This window comes from Micromonospora sp. CNZ303 (genome assembly GCF_004345505.1).
In genome coordinates this window covers 1-16096 of sequence record NZ_SLVT01000007.1, presented here as the reverse complement: position 1 = coordinate 16096, position 16096 = coordinate 1, and the positions used below count along the sequence as shown (strand labels likewise).

Genomic DNA, 16096 nt, shown 5'->3' with positions numbered 1-16096 from the left:
TAGGCTTACGAGTTGCGTCGATTCGTGCGTCGATAAATGAGGAGGGCCGGTGGACACCGATCTCACCGCTGCCTATGACCGCTGCCGTGAGCTGCACCGACGGCACGGCCGCACCTACTATCTCGCCACCCGGCTGCTGCCCGCTTGGAAACGGCGGCATGTGCACGCCTTGTACGGATTCACGCGCTACGCCGACGAGATCGTCGACCGCACCGAGGAAATTCCCCCGGCCGAGCGCGCCGCCCGACTCGACGACTGGGCCGGCCGCTTCGTCGCCGGACTGCACGGCGAACCGGTGGACGACCCGCTGCTCCCCGCCGTGCTGCACACGATCGCCGTCTTCGATCTCGACCGGGACGACTTCGCGTCGTTTCTCAAGAGCATGGCGATGGACCTCACGGTCACCTCGTACCGCACCTACGACCACCTGCTCGACTACATGGAGGGCTCGGCGGCGGTGATCGGCACCATGATGCTGCCGATCCTGGGCAGCTCCGACCCGGCGGCGGCCCGGGAGCCGGCCCGCCAGCTCGGCTTCGCCTTCCAGCTCACCAACTTCATCCGGGACGTGGCCGAGGACCTCGACCGGGGGCGGACCTACCTGCCCGACGACGACCTGGCCCTGTTCGACGTCACCCGGGAGGACCTGACCGAGGCGCGCGCCCGGGGCCGCGCCACGTCCCGGATCCGGGAGCTGATCGCGTACGAGGTGGCCCGCGCCCAGGCGCACTACGTCGCCGCGGCCCCCGGGATCACCCTGCTCGCACCCGCCTCGCAGGCCTGCATGCGCACCGCGTACGCGCTCTACGGCGGGATCCTGGACGAGGTGGCCGCGCAGGACTACGACGTCTTCGTCGACCGGGCGCTGGTGCCGCAGCGCCGCCGGCTGGCGGTGGCCGCCCGCGCCCTGCTCACCCCCGCCGGCACGCCGGTGGTGATCCCCGGCCCCGTCCGCGTGCCCGGCCCGCTGGCCGTGCCGGCCCCGTGACAGCCGCCCGGAGGCCGGGACGCCGGCGGGCAGCGGATTTCCGGCTCGACCCGCTGGCCGGCCGCCGGGCGGTGCGCGATGCTGGCGGGATGGCGGATCCGGAACTGGTGGACGTGGTCGTGGTCGGGCTCGGGGTCGGCGGCGAGGAGGTGGCCGGGCGGCTCGCCGAGGCGGGGCTGACCGTCGTCGGCGTCGAGCGTGACCTGGTCGGCGGGGAGTGCCCGTACTGGGGGTGCGTGCCGAGCAAGATGATGATCCGGGCGGCCAACGCGATCGCCGAGGCCCGCCGGGTGGACGGGCTCGCGGGCACCGCCGACGTCCGGCCCGACTGGGCGCCGGTGGCGAAGCGGATCCGCGAGGAGGCCACCGACACCTGGGACGACACGGTCGCGGTGCAGCGGTTCACCGGCAAGGGCGGGCGGTTCCTCCGGGGCAGCGCCCGGCTCGACGGCCCCGGCCGGGTCCGGGTCGGCGAGCGGGTCTTCCAGGCCCGGTACGGGATCGTGCTGGGCACCGGCACCAGGCCGTCCGTGCCGCCGGTCGACGGGCTGGCCGACACGCCGTACTGGACCAACCGGCAGGCGATCGAGGTCGAGGAGCTGCCGGAGTCGCTGCTGGTGCTGGGCGGCGGGGCGATCGGGCTGGAGCTGGCGCAGGTCTTCGCCCGGTTCGGGGTCCGGGTCACCGTGGTCGAGGCCCTGGACCGGGTGCTCGCCGTCGAGGAGCCCGAGGCGTCCGAGGTGGCCGCCGCCGCGCTGCGCGCCGACGGGGTGGAGATCCACACCGGGGTACGGGCGGAGCGGGTCGGCCACGACGGGCACGGTTTCACCCTGCACGCGGCCGGCGGGGCGCGGTTCGCCGCCGAGCGGCTGCTGGTGGTGACCGGTCGCCGGGCCCACCTGGACGAGCTGGGCCTGGACACCGTCGGGGTGGACGCCGGCCGGCGCTACCTGGCCGTGGACGACCGGCTGCACGTGACGGAGGGGATCTGGGCGGTCGGCGACGTCACCGGCGAGGGGGCGTTCACGCACGTCGCGATGTACCAGGCGGGGATCGTCGTCGCCGACGTGCTCGACCACGCCCGGCGCGCCGCAGGCGAGCCCGACCCCAGCGGCACCGCGAACGCGACCGGTGGCGCGTCGGGCACCACCGGCGTGCGCGGCTCCGCCGGTGCGGTGCCGCGCGCCGACTACCGGGCGCTGCCCCGGGTGACCTTCACCGACCCCGAGGTCGGCGCGGTCGGCCTCACCGAGTCGCAGGCCCGCGAGCGGGGCGTCAACGTGCAGGTCGGCCTCGCCCGGTTGCCGTCGTCGGCCCGGGGCTGGATCCACAAGGCCGGCAACGAGGGCTTCGTCAAGCTGGTCGCGGACGCCGACCAGGGCGTGCTGATCGGCGCGACCTCGGTGGGGCCGGCCGGTGGCGAGGTGCTCTCCGGTCTGGCGGTGGCCGTGCACGCGGCCGTGCCGCTCGCCCGGCTCCGGCAGATGATCTACGCGTACCCGACCTTCCACCGGGCGGTCGAGGACGCGTTGCGGAACATGTCCTGACGACCGGGCCGCATGCCGGATGCCGGATGGCGGGCAGCGCGCGGCAGCGGAAGGCAATCGCCCGGCAGATGGCTGCTCATTTCTTTCATCGGGATGACGTACGATTGCGGCCGTGACGAAGCGGTTGACCGAAGTTGCCAAGAAGGCGGGCGTCAGCGAGGCCACCGTCAGCCGGGTGCTCAACGGCCGGGACGGGGTCTCCGAGGCGACCCGGACGGCCGTGCTGACCGCGCTGGACGTGCTCGGCTACGAGCGGCCCACCAAGCTGCGCGGCGAGCGGGCCCGGCTGGTCGGGCTGGTGCTGCCCGAGTTGCAGAACCCGATCTTCCCGGCGCTCGCCGAGGTGGTCACCGGCTCCCTCGCCCAGCGCGGGTTCACCCCGGCGCTCTGCGCCCGCACCATCGGTGGCGTCTCCGAGATGGACTACGTGGAGATGCTCCTCGACCACCAGGTCTCCGGGGTGATCTTCGCCGGTGGGTCGTACGCGCTCGCCGACGCCCGGCACGACCACTACCGCCGGCTGACCGACCGGGGCCTGCCGGTGGTGCTGGTCAACGCGGGGGTGGACGAGTTGGGCTTTCCCCGGGTCTCCACGGACGACGCGGTGGCGGTGGAGCAGGCGTACGGGCACCTGCGCTCGCTCGGGCACGAGCGGATCGGGATGGTGCTCGGCCCGGAGGGGCACGTGCCGTCCCGGCGCAAGCTGGACGCGATGGCCCAGGCGGCGGGCTGGGGTGACGACACGGCGTACGTGGAGCGCTCCAGCTTCTCCATGGAGGGGGCGCGGGTCGCCGCGACCAAGCTGGTCGAGCGCGGCGTGACCGGCATCGTCTGCGCCAGCGACGTGCTGGCCCTGGGCGCCATCCGGGCCGCCCGGCGGCTGGGTCGGGTGGTGCCGACCGACGTGTCGGTGGTGGGCTTCGACGACTCCGCGTTCATGACCTGCACCGACCCGCCGTTGACCACCGTGCGGCAGCCGATCGAGACCATGGGGCAGGCCGCCGTGGACCTGCTGGTCACCCAGATCGAGGGCGCCGGCGTGCTGCACGACGAGCTGCTGTTCGAGCCCGAGCTGGTCGTCCGCGGCTCCACCGCACCCGCCCCCGGTCGCTGACCCGGGCCCGCCTCCACCTCACCTGAACGACGGAACGGCCGTCGACCGCTGCCCGCGGTCGGCGGCCGTTCCGTTTGCCTGCCCGCTGGCCGGAATCAATCGGGGCCAAAGCCGCAACTCGGCCGCCTTCCAAGATCCTGTCAAAATCTGTCGTACGAAAGTCTCGTCTTTTCAGCACAGGATCGATACCTTGCTGGGACAAGTCCGCTTGGCTACAGTGACCCCACTCACACCTGGCCCCGGCGCAGCTACCCGGGGTCAGGTCGCTCGGCAGATGCAGATCAGTGCCGGCGCATCGGCGCGGTGGCGACCACCGGGCATCAGCGCAGGTCATGGAGACACCGTTCCCGAAGGGATGGACAGATGTCCGTACCGCAGTACCGGAAGACTGCGGCGTTGGCGCTCGTGGCCGGCCTGGGGCTCAGCCTGGCGGCCTGTTCGACGAAGAGCGACGACGCGACAGGCAGCGCAGGCGGCAAGGTCACCGTCACCGTCGACTGCCAGCCGGTCGGCTCCCAGAAAGAGCTGTTGAAGAACTGGAACGACGACGTCGCCGAATTCCAGCGGCAGAACCCCGACATCGTCATCAAGAGCGTGAGCGTCGGCGAGCAGTGCAACAACCCGCCGGACTTCACCGCCCGCCTGGCCGGCGGCACCGTGACCGACCTGTTCTACGGGTATATGACCGATCTCCAGCAGGTGCTGGACTCCGGCCAGGCGATGGACATCAGCGAGTACGCCGACAAGGACACGATCCCCACCTGGGACAGCGTCGACCCGGCGCTCAAGGAGGCCTTCAGCCACGACGGGAAGCTCTACGCCGTCCCGGCGAAGAACTACTCGATGGGCCTGGTCTACAACAAGGTGCTGTTCCAGCAGGCGGGGCTCGACGTCAACAACCCACCCAGGACGTGGCCCGAGGTCCGGGCGGCGGCCAAGAAGATCTCCGCGCTCGGCAACGGCGTCGCCGGCTACTCGGAGTACAGCGCCGGCAACACCGGCGGCTGGCACTTCACCTCCCTGCTCTACTCGCAGGGCGGCCGGATGCTGACCGAGGACGGCAAGAAGGCCGACTTCAACAACGCCATGGGCAAGCAGGTCCTGCAGAACCTCAAGGACATGCGGTACGGCGACAACAGCATGGGCAGCCGCCAGCTGCTCCAGTGGGGCGACCTGCTGACCAACGCCGCCGCCGGCAAGGTGGGCATGTTCATCGGCGCGCCGGACGCCACCCAGGCGATCGTCAGCCAGTTCCAGGGCAGGTTCCAGGACTGGGCGATGGCCCCGCTGCCCGGCCAGGACGGCCCGGCGAAGGCGACGCTCGGCGGCGGCGAGGGCTACTTCTTCAAGAAGGGCCTCTCCCCGGAGCAGGTCGAGGCCGGTCTGAAGTGGATCGCCTACCAGAAGCTGACGCCGGGCAAGGGCCAGTTCGACTACGTCCGGGCCAAGCCGCAGAACTACCCCGTCGGCCTGCCCCAGCCGCTGCTCTTCTCGGGCGGCAGCGACGCGCAGAAGCAGGAGCTCGAACTGCGCAAGGCGAACGCGAACGTCGACACCGCCAACTTCGCGCTCTTCGAGGCCACCCCGGTGCAGATCAAGGGCGAACCGCGCAACGCGCAGGCGATCTACGCGGTGCTCGACGCGGCGATGTCCGGGGTGCTGACCAACCCGAACGCGAACATCGACGCGCTGCTCAAGACGGCCGAGGACAAGGTCAACCAGCTCCTCGCCGCGGAGAGCTGACCCGACGGTGGGGGCCGGTGCGCCGGCCCCCACCCCGCCCGCACCGCCCGTCCGGTCACCGACTCACCAGGAGTTGCCTTGGCGATCCTCTCCGCCCCGGGGACCACCAGAGACACGGGTCGTCCCGCGTCGCCGTCCCCGGTCGGGCCGCAGCGTACGAGCCTCGGCCGCAAGGTGCGGGACAACCTCACCGGACACGCGTTCCTGATCGGTGCGGTGCTCTGCTTCGCGGTCTTCTCCTGGTACCCGATGATCCGCGGCATCGTGATGAGCTTCCAGCGCACCCGGCGCGGCGAGACCACCTGGGTGGGCTGGGACAACTACGCCCGCATCCTCGACGACCCGAGCTTCTGGACCGCCTGGCAGAACACCTTCTACTTCACGGTCCTCGCGCTCGTCCTCGGCTACGTGGTGCCGTTCTTCGTGGCGATCCTGCTCAACGAGTTCCGCCACGCCAAGGGGTACCTGCGGATCCTGGTCTACCTGCCGGTCATGCTGCCGCCGGCCTCGGCGCTCTTCCTGTTCAAGTTCTACGCGTACGACCCCAGCGACGCGGGACTCCTCAACGCGATCCTCAAGGCGCTGCACCTGCCGACGTCGCAGTGGATGCAGTCCCCCGACATGACGATGCCCGCGATGGTGCTGGCGTCGACCTGGATGAACATGGGCAGCGCGGTGCTGATCTACCTGGCGGCGTTGCAGAACATCCCCGGCGAGCTCTACGAGGCGGCCGAGCTGGACGGCGCCGGGATCTGGCGGCGGATCCTGCATGTGACCATCCCGCAGACCCGGCTGATCCTCGCGCTCCTGGCGATGCTCCAGATCGTCGCCACCATGCAGCTCTTCATCGAGCCGCTGATCCTCGCCAACGGCGCGGGCGCGGAGGACTCGGCGACCTCGGTCGCGTACCTCATCTACCAGCACGGCTTCTTCCAGAACGACCTCAACGGCGCCGCCGCGCTCGGCGTGATCATGCTCGTGGTGCTGGCCGGGTTCTCCGCCGTCTACGTGCGGCTGACTGCGAAACAGGACTAGGACGGACGCGGAATGGCACAGGACTCCGGGACCCGGACACTCGTCTCCCCAGCCCAGCTCAGGCGGGGCCGCGGCAGGGTGGTCTACTGGGCGCTGCTCGCCGTCGTCGTGACGGGCTTCACGCTCGTCTTCCTCGGGCCCCTCTACTGGATGGTCACCGGCGCGCTCAAGTCGGGCCAGGAGATCGCGCAGACCCCGCCGTCGTTGTTCCCGCAGGATCCCCAGTGGCAGAACTACGTCGACGCGTGGCACAACCTCGACCTCGCCAAGCTGCTGTTCAACACCTTCTACTACGCGACCGGCGCGGTGCTGTTCCAACTCGTCTTCGACACCGCTGCGGCGTACTCCCTGTCGAAGCTCCGGCCGATCTTCGGCAACGTGATCCTCGGCCTGATGCTGGCGACGCTGATGATCCCGGCGATGGTCCTCATCGTCCCGCAGTACGTGACCGTGATCGACCTGCCGATCCTGCACGTCAACCTGCTCGACTCGCCGTTCGCGATCTGGCTGCCCCTGGTCGCGAACGCGTTCAACATCTTCCTCCTGAAACGGTTCTTCGACTCGATCCCGGAGGAGCTGATGGCGGCGGCCCTCATGGACGGGGCGACCCCGCTGCGCACGCTCTGGTCGATCGTCCTGCCGATGTCGCGCCCCATCCTCGGCGTGGTCTCGATCTTCGCCGTGACCGCGGTCTGGAAGGACTTCCTCTGGCCGAAGCTGGTCATGCCGTCGCCCGAGACCCGGACGGTCAGCGTCGGCATCTACGCCTTCTCGGGCGGTACGCCCATGAACGTGGTGGTCGCCGCCTCGGTCATCGCCGCGATCCCGACCGTCATCGTCTTCCTGATCTTCCAGCGGAACATCATGTCCGGCCTCACCACGGGCAGCCTCAAGGGATAGCTCCGGCGCAACCCTCCGCGGCGAACAACGACTGTTTGCCCGGGACACATCAAGGTCCGGCGAACCCGCCGACGCACTGACGCAGAAAGCAGGTGCTCGTGTCCAGAGCAGACAAAGGTCCGTGGTGGCGTGGAGCGGTGATCTACCAGGTGTACCCGCGTAGCTTCGCCGACGGCGACGGCGACGGCATCGGCGACATCGCCGGCATCCGGTCGCGGCTGGACTACCTGACCGCGCTCGGCGTCGACGCGATCTGGTTCAGCCCCTGGTACCCCTCCCCGATGGCCGACGCCGGCTACGACGTGGCCGACTACCGCGACATCGACCCGGTCTTCGGCACCCTGGCCGAGGCGGAGGCGCTGATCGCGGAGGCACACGCGCTCGGCATCAGGAGCATCGTCGACGTGGTGCCGAACCACTGCTCCGACGCGCACCCCTGGTTCCAGGCGGCGCTCGCCGGCGGCCCGGACGCCCCCGAGCGTGAGCTGTTCTGGTTCCGCCCCGGCCGGGGCCCGAACGGCGACCAGCGGCCCACCGACTGGGTCGGCGAGTTCGGTGGCGAGACCTGGACCCGGACCACCAACCCGGACGGCACCCCCGGCGACTGGTACCTGCACCTGTTCGCCCCGGAGCAGCCGGACTTCAACTGGGACCACCCGAGGGTGCGCGCCGAGTTCGAGGACATCCTCCGGTTCTGGTTCGACCGTGGGGTGGACGGCATCCGGATCGACTCGGCCGGCCTGCTGGTCAAGGACGGGACGCTGCCCGAGACGCTGCCGGGTCGGCCGCACCCGTTCCGCGACCTCGACGGGGTGCACGAGATCTACCGCGGCTGGCGGCGGATCGCCGACGAGTACCCCGGCGACCGGGCACTGATCGGTGAGGTGTGGATGCCGGACCGGCAGCGGTTCGCCAACTACCTGCGCCCGGACGAGCTGCACACGGCGTTCAACTTCGACTTCCTCGGCTGCGCCTGGGACGCCTCGGCGCTGCGGGAGAGCATCGACGGGACGCTGAGCGTGCACGCGCTGGTCGGCGCGCCGGCCACCTGGGTGCTCTCCAACCACGACGTGACCCGGCACGTCACCCGCTACGGCCGGGCGGACACCACGTTCAGCTTCGCCGCCAAGCGCGAGGGAACCCCCACCGACCTGGAACTGGGCACCCGCCGGGCCCGGGCCGCCGCGCTGCTGTCGCTGTCGCTGCCCGGCGCCGCCTACGTCTACCAGGGCGAGGAACTGGGCCTCTGGGAGGTCGAGGACATCCCGCGTGAGCTGCGGCAGGACCCGATGCACTTCCGCTCCGGCGGGGTCGATCCCGGCCGGGACGGCTGCCGCGTCCCGATCCCCTGGTCCGGCGAGGCGCCCCCGTTCGGCTTCAGCCCCGACGACGCGACGGCGGCGCCCTGGCTGCCCCAACCGGCCGACTGGAAGGACCGCACCGCCCGCGCTCAGGGCGGCGACGTCCACTCGATGCTGGAGCTGTACCGGGCCGCCCTCGCCGTCCGGCGGGCCGAGGCGGCCCTCGGCGACGGGGAGCTGAGCTGGCTACCCGCCCCCGAGGGGGTGCTCGCGTTCCGGCGGGAACCCGGCTTCGCCTGTCTGGTCAACCTCTCGGACACGGCGGTGCCGCTGCCGCCCCACACCGAGCGGCTGTTGGCCAGCGGGCCGCTCGACGACGACCGGTTGCCGCCGGACACCGCCGTCTGGCTCCGGGTGCGCGAGTAGGCGCGGCCGGAACCGGCCCGACCCCGACGGTGCCGGCGGCCCGTCCCGGCCGCCGGCACCGCCCACCCGCAGGCCCCGCGCCGGCCGAGGCCGACAGGGAGGTACGCGCACCGCACCGCACGACACGGGGGACCTGGCCACCTGAGGAAAGGGAGCGCCGCTCATGGCCGACCACACCACCCCGAACCACCAGCGAAGACACCGCATCCGCGCGGGGCTCGCCGCCCTCGCGGCAACCGCCCTCGCGGCGGCCTCGATCTCCGTCGTCGCGCTGACCACCACCGCGACCCCGGCCCGCGCGGCGGGACTCTCGCCGTTCGACATCCCGGGGCGGGGCGCCACCGTCCCGTTCGTCGAGCAGGAGGCGGAGGAGGTCGCGCACACCGGCACGAGGATCGGCCCGGACCGCCGCTACGGCACGCTGCCCTCCGAGGCGTCCGGCCGGGAGGCGGTCACCCTCGACGCCGTCGGCGAGTACGTCGAGTTCACCCTGACCGCGCCCGCCAACGCGGTCACCTTCCGCTACAGCCTGCCGGACAACGCCGCCGGCACCGGTCGGGACGCCAGCATCGACCTGCGGGCCAACGGCACGCTGGTCAAGGCGGTGCCGGTCACCTCGCGGTACGGCTGGTACTACGGCGGATACCCGTTCAACAACAACCCGGGCGACACCAACCCGCACCACTTCTACGACGAGACCCGCACGATGTTCGGGACCACGTACCCGGCCGGCACGAAGATCCGCCTCCAGGTCTCCTCGACCGCCCAGTCGCCGACCTTCACCATCGACCTGGCCGACTTCGAGCTGGTGGGCGCCCCGATCGCCAAGCCGGCCGGCGTGCTCGACGTGGTCACCGACTTCGGCGCCGACCCGACCGGGGCGACCGACTCCACCGCCAAGTTCCAGGCGGCGGTGGACGCCGGCAGGGCCCAGGGCCGGGCCGTCTGGATCCCGACCGGCACGTTCACCCTCTGGGACCACGTCGTCGTGGACGGGGTGACCCTGCGCGGGGCGGGACCGTGGTACTCAGTGCTCGGCGGGCGGCACCCGACCGACCGCAAGCGGGCCGCCGGCATCTACGGCAAGTACGTCCCCGGCGGCGGCTACAGCGGCGAGATCCGGCCGCACGAGGCCGGCGGACCCAGCCGCAACGTCACGCTGCGCGACTTCGCCATCATCGGCGACATCCGGGAACGGGTGGACGAGGACCAGGTCAACGCCATCGGCGGGGCGATGTCGAACTCGGTGGTCGACAACGTCTGGATGCAGCACACCAAGGTCGGGGCCTGGATGGACGGCCCGATGGACAACTTCACGATCCGCAACAGCCGGATCCTCGACCAGACCGCCGACGGGGTGAACTTCCACTGGGGCGTCACCAACTCCACGGTGACCAACACCTTCGTACGCAACACGGGTGACGACGCCCTCGCCATGTGGGCGCAGAGCGTGCCGAACGTGAACAACTCCTTCACCCGCAACACGATCGGCGTGACCATCCTCGCCAACCACCTGGTGACCTACGGCGGGCGCGACATCAAGATCACCGACAACGTCACCGCCGACTCGGTCACCAACGGCGGCGGCATCCACGTCGCGAACCGCTACCCGGGCGTGACCGGCCCGACCGCCGTCTCCGGGACGATCACCGTCGCCCGCAACACCCTGATCCGCAACGGCAACTCGGACTACAACTGGCGCTTCGGCGTCGGCGCCATCTGGTTCTCCGCGCTCAACGAGCCCATCCAGGGCGCGGCGGTCAACGTCACCGACACCGACATCCTGGACAGCTCGTACGCGGCGCTGCACTGGATCGAGGGGCAGACCAGCGGGATCAGCTTCAACAACGTACGGATCGACGGCGCGGGCACGTACGCCCTCCAGGTGCAGGCGCCCAGCCAGGTGTCCTTCACGAACGTGCGGGCCACCGGGATCGCCCAGGCCAACCCGATGCACAACTGCGTCGGCAGCGGCTTCCAGATCACCCAGGGCACCGGCAACTCCGGCTGGTACACGTCGACGCCGTACTGCGGGCCGTGGCCCGAGCCGCAGTGGGGCGGTGGACCGACCAGCCCGCCCCCGACGACGCCGACCACCCCGCCCCCGACCACCCCGCCGCCCACCACGCCCCCGCCGACCACCCCGCCCCCGACCGGCGGGAACCTGGCGCAGGGACGGCCGGTGACCGCGACGAGCACCAACCAGAACTACGTCGCGACGAACACGGTGGACGGCAACGCGGCCAGCTACTGGGAGAGCGCCAACAACGCGTTCCCGCAGTCGCTGACCGTCGACCTGGGCGCGGCACGCACCGTCGACCGGGTGGTGCTGAAGCTGCCCGCCGGCTGGGAGCGCCGGACCCAGACGCTGTCGGTGCTCGGCTCGACCGACGGCTCCTCGTGGGCCACCCTCGCCGGGTCGGCCGGGCGCACGTTCGACCCGGCCGGCGGCAACACGGTGTCGATCAGCGTGCCGGCCGGCGAGCGCCGGTTCGTCCGGCTGACCGTCACCGGCAACACGGGCTGGCCGGCGGCGCAGCTCTCCGAGTTCGAGGTGTACGGCGGCGGCCCCACCACCCCGCCCCCGACGACCCCGCCGCCGACCACCCCGCCGCCGACCGGGAACCTGGCGCTCGGTCGACCGGCCGCGGCGACCAGCCACGCCGACGTGTACGTGGCGGCCAACGCGGTCGACGGCAACCCGAACACCTACTGGGAGAGCGCCAACAACGCCTTCCCGCAGTCGCTGACGGTGGGCCTGGGCGCCAACCGGACGGTGTCCCGGGTCGTGCTCAAGCTCCCGCCGTCCTCGGCGTGGCAGACCCGCACCCAGACGCTGTCGGTGCTCGGCTCCACCAACGGCTCGTCGTTCACCACCCTGAAGGCGTCCGGCGGCCACACCTTCAACCCGGCCACCGGCAACACGGTCACCGTGACCTTCGCGGCGACCAGCCAGCGGTACCTGCGGCTGACGTTCACCGGCAACAGCAGCTGGCCCGCCGGCCAGCTCAGCGAGTTCGAGGTCCACTCCAGCTAGCCCGATGGCCCCCGCCCGTCCCGGCGGGGGCCATCGGAGTCCGGGCGGCCCGGCGCAGCGCCGCCCCGACATCGCCCTGCACCGTCCCCCACCTGTCGCGGCACGACGGGCGTACCCCTGCGCCCGTCACCGGGCAACGCACCCGCACCCCACCCCCGAAAGAGGTGTAGCGACCCATGTCCAGAAACGGCACCAGACCCGGGACCGCGCCGGCCGGCGCGCCCCGCCCCGTCCCCCGGTCGACCCGCCCGGCCAACCGGCGGCTGCTCGCCGGCGTGCTCGCCGGGCTGCTCCTCACCGCCGTCCCGGCCGTCACCCCGGCGTCCGCCGCGCCACCGGCGGACCCGGCGGCGACCGCCGCCCGCGCGGCCCTGCTCGCCGGGCTCTCCGCCACCATGACCGCCAGCAGCCACACCCAGAACTACGTGGCGGGCAACGCGAACGACGGCAACGCGGCCACCTACTGGGAGAGCGCCAACAACGCGTTCCCGCAGTGGATCCAGGCGGACCTCGGTGCCACCGTCAGCGTCGACCGGGTGGTGCTCAAGCTGCCGCCCTCGTCGGACTGGCAGACCCGCACCCAGACGCTGTCGGTGCTCGGCTCCACCAACGGCTCGTCGTTCACCACCCTGAAGGCGTCCGGCGGCCACACCTTCAACCCGGCCACCGGCAACACCGTCACCGTCAGCTTCACCGCGACCAGCACCCGGTACGTGCGGGTGCAGGTCACCGGCAACACCGGCTGGGCGGCCGCCCAGTTCTCCGAGGTCGAGGTCTACGGCGCCGCCGGGAACCCCGACACCCAGGCGCCCAGCGTCCCGGGCAACCTCGCGTACACCCAGCCCGCCAGCGGGCAGATCCGGCTCACCTGGTCCGCGTCCACGGACAACGTCGGGGTCACCGGCTACGACGTGTACGCCAACGGCGGGCTGCGCGGCAGCGTCAACGGCTCCACGCTGACGTACACCGACAGCCAGCCGGACAGCGCCACGGTCTCGTACCAGGTCCGGGCCAGGGACGCCGCCGGCAACCAGTCGGCGAACAGCAACACCGTGACCCGGACCGGCACCGGCAACCCGCCCGTCGGAAGCAACCTGGCGGTCGGCAAGCCGATCACCGCCTCCGGGCACGTGCACACGTTCGTGGCGACCAACGCCAACGACAACAACGTGGCCACCTACTGGGAGGGCAACGGCAACCCGAGCACGCTGACCGTGCAGCTCGGTGCCAACGCCAGCCTCAGCCGGATCGTGCTGAAGCTGAACCCCGACTCCGCCTGGGGGGCGCGTACGCAGAACATCACCGTCCTCGGGCGGGACCAGGGCTCCTCGACCTTCACCACCCTGGTCGGCGCGGCGAACTACGCCTTCAGCCCGGCCAGCGGCAACACGGTGACCATCCCGGTCTCCGGCGCGGCGGCCGACGTACGGCTCTCGATCGCCTCGAACACCGGCGCCCCGGCCGGGCAGGTCGCCGAGTTCCAGGTCATCGGCACCCCCGCGCCGAACCCGGACCTGACCGTCACCGGCATGTCGTTCAGCCCGTCCGCGCCCGTGGAGACGAGCACCGTCACGCTCTCGGCCACCGTCCGCAACGCCGGCTCGGCGGCCTCCGGCGCCACCAACGTCAACTTCTACCTCGGCACCAACCGGGTGGGCACCGCGCCGGTCGGCGGCCTGGCGGCCGGCGCCTCGACGACGGTCACCGCCAACATCGGCAACCGGGACGCGGGCAGCTACCCGCTGAGCGCGAAGGTCGACGAGTCGAACACCGTCGTCGAGCAGGACGACACCAACAACAGCTACACGAACCCGAGCCCACTGGTGGTCAGCCCGGTCGCCAGCTCCGACCTGGTCGCCGCCGCGGTCGCCTGGTCGCCGGGCACCCCGGCGGCCGGCAACACGGTCACCTTCTCCGTGTCGATCCGCAACGCCGGCAGTGTGGCCTCCGCGTCGGGCGCGCACGGCATCACGCTCACCGTGCTCAACGAGGCGGGCACGGTCGTGCGTACCCTGACCGGCTCGTACTCCGGGGTGATCAACGCCGGGGCCACCGTCGGCCCGGTCAACCTGGGCACCTGGACGGCCGCGAACGGCAAGTACACCGTCCGGGTGGTGCTCGCCGCCGACGGCAACGAGCTGCCGGTCAAGCAGGGCAACAACACCAGCGACCGGGCGCTCTTCGTGGGGCGTGGCGCCAACATGCCGTACGACATGTACGAGGCCGAGGACGGCGTGGTCGGCGGCGGCGCCAGCGTCGTCGGGCCGAACCGGACCGTCGGCGACCTCGCCGGTGAGGCGTCCGGGCGGCGGGCGGTGACCCTCAACTCGACCGGCAGCTACGTCGAGTGGACCACCCGGGCCAGCACCAACACCCTGGTCACCCGCTTCTCGATCCCGGACGCGCCGGGCGGCGGCGGGATCAACTCGACGCTGAACGTCTACGTCAACGGCACGTTCCACAAGGCCATCGACCTGACGTCCCGGTACGCCTGGCTCTACGGCAACGAGGCCAGCCCGGGCAACTCGCCGAGCGCGGGCGGACCGCGGCACATCTACGACGAGGCCAACGTCATGCTCAACTCCACGGTGCCGGCCGGCAGCAGGATCCGCCTCCAGAAGGACCCGGCCAACACCACCACGTACGCCATCGACTTCATCAACACCGAGCAGGTGGCGCCGATCGCGAACCCGGACCCGGCGCGCTACGCCACGCCGACCGGCTTCACCCACTCCGACGTGCAGAACGCCCTGGACCGGGTACGGATGGACACCACCGGCAACCTCGTCGGGGTGTACCTGCCGGCGGGCAACTACTCCACGGCGTCGAAGTTCCAGGTGTACGGCAAGGCGGTCAAGGTGACCGGCGCCGGCCCCTGGTACACCCGGTTCAACGCCCCGTCCGGCCAGGACAACACCGACATCGGCTTCCGGGCCGAGAACTCGGCGGCCGGATCGTCCTTCGCGAACTTCGCCTACTTCGGCAACTACACCTCGCGGATCGACGGGCCGGGCAAGGTGTTCGACTTCTCCAACGTGTCGAACATCGTGATCGACAACATCTGGAACGAGCACATGGTGTGCCTCTACTGGGGCGCGAACACCGACCACATGACGATCAAGAACTCCCGGATCCGGAACATGTTCGCCGACGGCATCAACATGACCAACGGGAGCACCAACAACCTGGTCAGCAACAACGACGCCCGGGCCACCGGCGACGACAGCTTCGCGCTGTTCTCGGCGATCGACGCGGGCGGCGCCGACATGAAGGACAATATCTACGAGAACCTGACCTCGACCCTGACCTGGCGGGCCGCCGGTGTGGCCGTCTACGGCGGCTACGGCAACACGTTCCGCAACATCTACATCGCGGACACGCTGGTCTACTCCGGCATCACCATCAGCTCGCTCGACTTCGGCTACCCGATGAACGGCTTCGGCGCCAGCCCGCCCACCCGGTTCGAGAACATCTCGATCGTCCGGGCCGGCGGGCACTTCTGGGGCGCGCAGACCTTCCCGGCGATCTGGGTCTTCTCCGCCTCGAAGGTGTTCCAGGGCATCCGGGTCAGCGACGTCGACATCGTCGACCCGACCTACAGCGGCATCATGTTCCAGACCAACTACGTCGGCGGGCAGCCGCAGTTCCCGATCACCGACACGGTCTTCACCAACGTCTCCATCAGCGGCGCCCGCAAGAGCGGTGACGCGTACGACGCGAAGTCCGGCTTCGGCATCTGGGCCAACCCGATGCCGGAGACGGGGCAGGGGCCGGCCGTCGGGTCGGTCACCTTCAACAACCTGCGGCTGAGCAACAACGCGGTGGACATCCAGAACACCACCTCGACGTTCACCATCAACCGCAACTGACCCACCCGGGTGTAAGGAAGGGCCCCTTCCTAACGCATAGCGGGCGGTTTCAAGGGGTCGTTGCAACGCGTTGGCTAGTCGGTGACGGCTAGGAGCTTAGCGAGGCGCTCGGCTGGGGTGTCCCAGCCGAGCGTTT

9 protein-coding genes are annotated in these 16096 nt (G+C 71.0%); all 9 read left to right on the top strand.

What is annotated here, in order from left to right:
- Window positions 1–49: 49 nt before the first annotated feature.
- Window positions 50–988 carry a phytoene/squalene synthase family protein gene (locus EV374_RS13165; RefSeq protein ID WP_132235100.1) on the top strand — a complete coding sequence of 313 codons (939 nt, stop codon included), beginning with the start codon at window positions 50–52 and terminating at the stop codon, window positions 986–988.
- A gap of 89 nt (window positions 989–1077) precedes the next feature.
- On the top strand, window positions 1078–2535 hold the full coding sequence (locus EV374_RS13160; RefSeq protein WP_132235098.1) for an FAD-dependent oxidoreductase: 1458 nt from the start codon (window positions 1078–1080) through the stop codon (window positions 2533–2535).
- 112 nt (window positions 2536–2647) lie between these two features.
- Window positions 2648–3649 carry a LacI family DNA-binding transcriptional regulator gene (locus EV374_RS13155; RefSeq protein ID WP_132235096.1) on the top strand — a complete coding sequence of 334 codons (1002 nt, stop codon included), beginning with the start codon at window positions 2648–2650 and terminating at the stop codon, window positions 3647–3649.
- Window positions 3650–4012: 363 nt separating this feature from the next.
- A complete protein-coding gene (locus tag EV374_RS13150; protein WP_132235094.1) occupies window positions 4013–5392 on the top strand; it encodes an extracellular solute-binding protein in 1380 nt (459 codons plus the stop codon).
- 78 nt (window positions 5393–5470) lie between these two features.
- Window positions 5471–6427, top strand: coding sequence for a carbohydrate ABC transporter permease (locus EV374_RS13145; RefSeq protein ID WP_132235092.1), 957 nt, complete (start codon window positions 5471–5473; stop codon window positions 6425–6427).
- A gap of 12 nt (window positions 6428–6439) precedes the next feature.
- A complete protein-coding gene (locus tag EV374_RS13140) occupies window positions 6440–7327 on the top strand; it encodes a carbohydrate ABC transporter permease (protein WP_132235090.1) in 888 nt (295 codons plus the stop codon).
- Window positions 7328–7464: 137 nt separating this feature from the next.
- Window positions 7465–9054 (top strand): glycoside hydrolase family 13 protein, encoded by a 1590-nt coding sequence (locus EV374_RS13135; RefSeq protein WP_207914167.1) that lies wholly within the window; start codon window positions 7465–7467, stop codon window positions 9052–9054.
- A 163-nt stretch (window positions 9055–9217) separates the two neighbouring features.
- Window positions 9218–12091 carry a galactose-binding domain-containing protein gene (locus tag EV374_RS13130; RefSeq protein ID WP_132235086.1) on the top strand — a complete coding sequence of 958 codons (2874 nt, stop codon included), beginning with the start codon at window positions 9218–9220 and terminating at the stop codon, window positions 12089–12091.
- Between the two features lie 176 nt (window positions 12092–12267).
- Entirely contained in the window at window positions 12268–15960 is a 3693-nt protein-coding gene (locus EV374_RS13125) for a discoidin domain-containing protein (RefSeq protein WP_132235084.1), read from the top strand.
- The last annotated feature ends 136 nt before the right edge of the window (window positions 15961–16096 follow it).

What these genes read in the sequence shown, in the direction of transcription:
- EV374_RS13125 (WP_132235084.1), top strand. Translation starts at nt 12,268, where the DNA reads ATGTCCAGAAACGGCACCAGACCCGGGACCGCGCCGGCCGGCGCGCCC.
- EV374_RS13160 (WP_132235098.1), top strand. Translation starts at nt 1,078, where the DNA reads ATGGCGGATCCGGAACTGGTGGACGTGGTCGTGGTCGGGCTCGGGGTC.
- EV374_RS13150 (WP_132235094.1), top strand. Translation starts at nt 4,013, where the DNA reads ATGTCCGTACCGCAGTACCGGAAGACTGCGGCGTTGGCGCTCGTGGCC.
- EV374_RS13140 (WP_132235090.1), top strand. Translation starts at nt 6,440, where the DNA reads ATGGCACAGGACTCCGGGACCCGGACACTCGTCTCCCCAGCCCAGCTC.
- EV374_RS13130 (WP_132235086.1), top strand. Translation starts at nt 9,218, where the DNA reads ATGGCCGACCACACCACCCCGAACCACCAGCGAAGACACCGCATCCGC.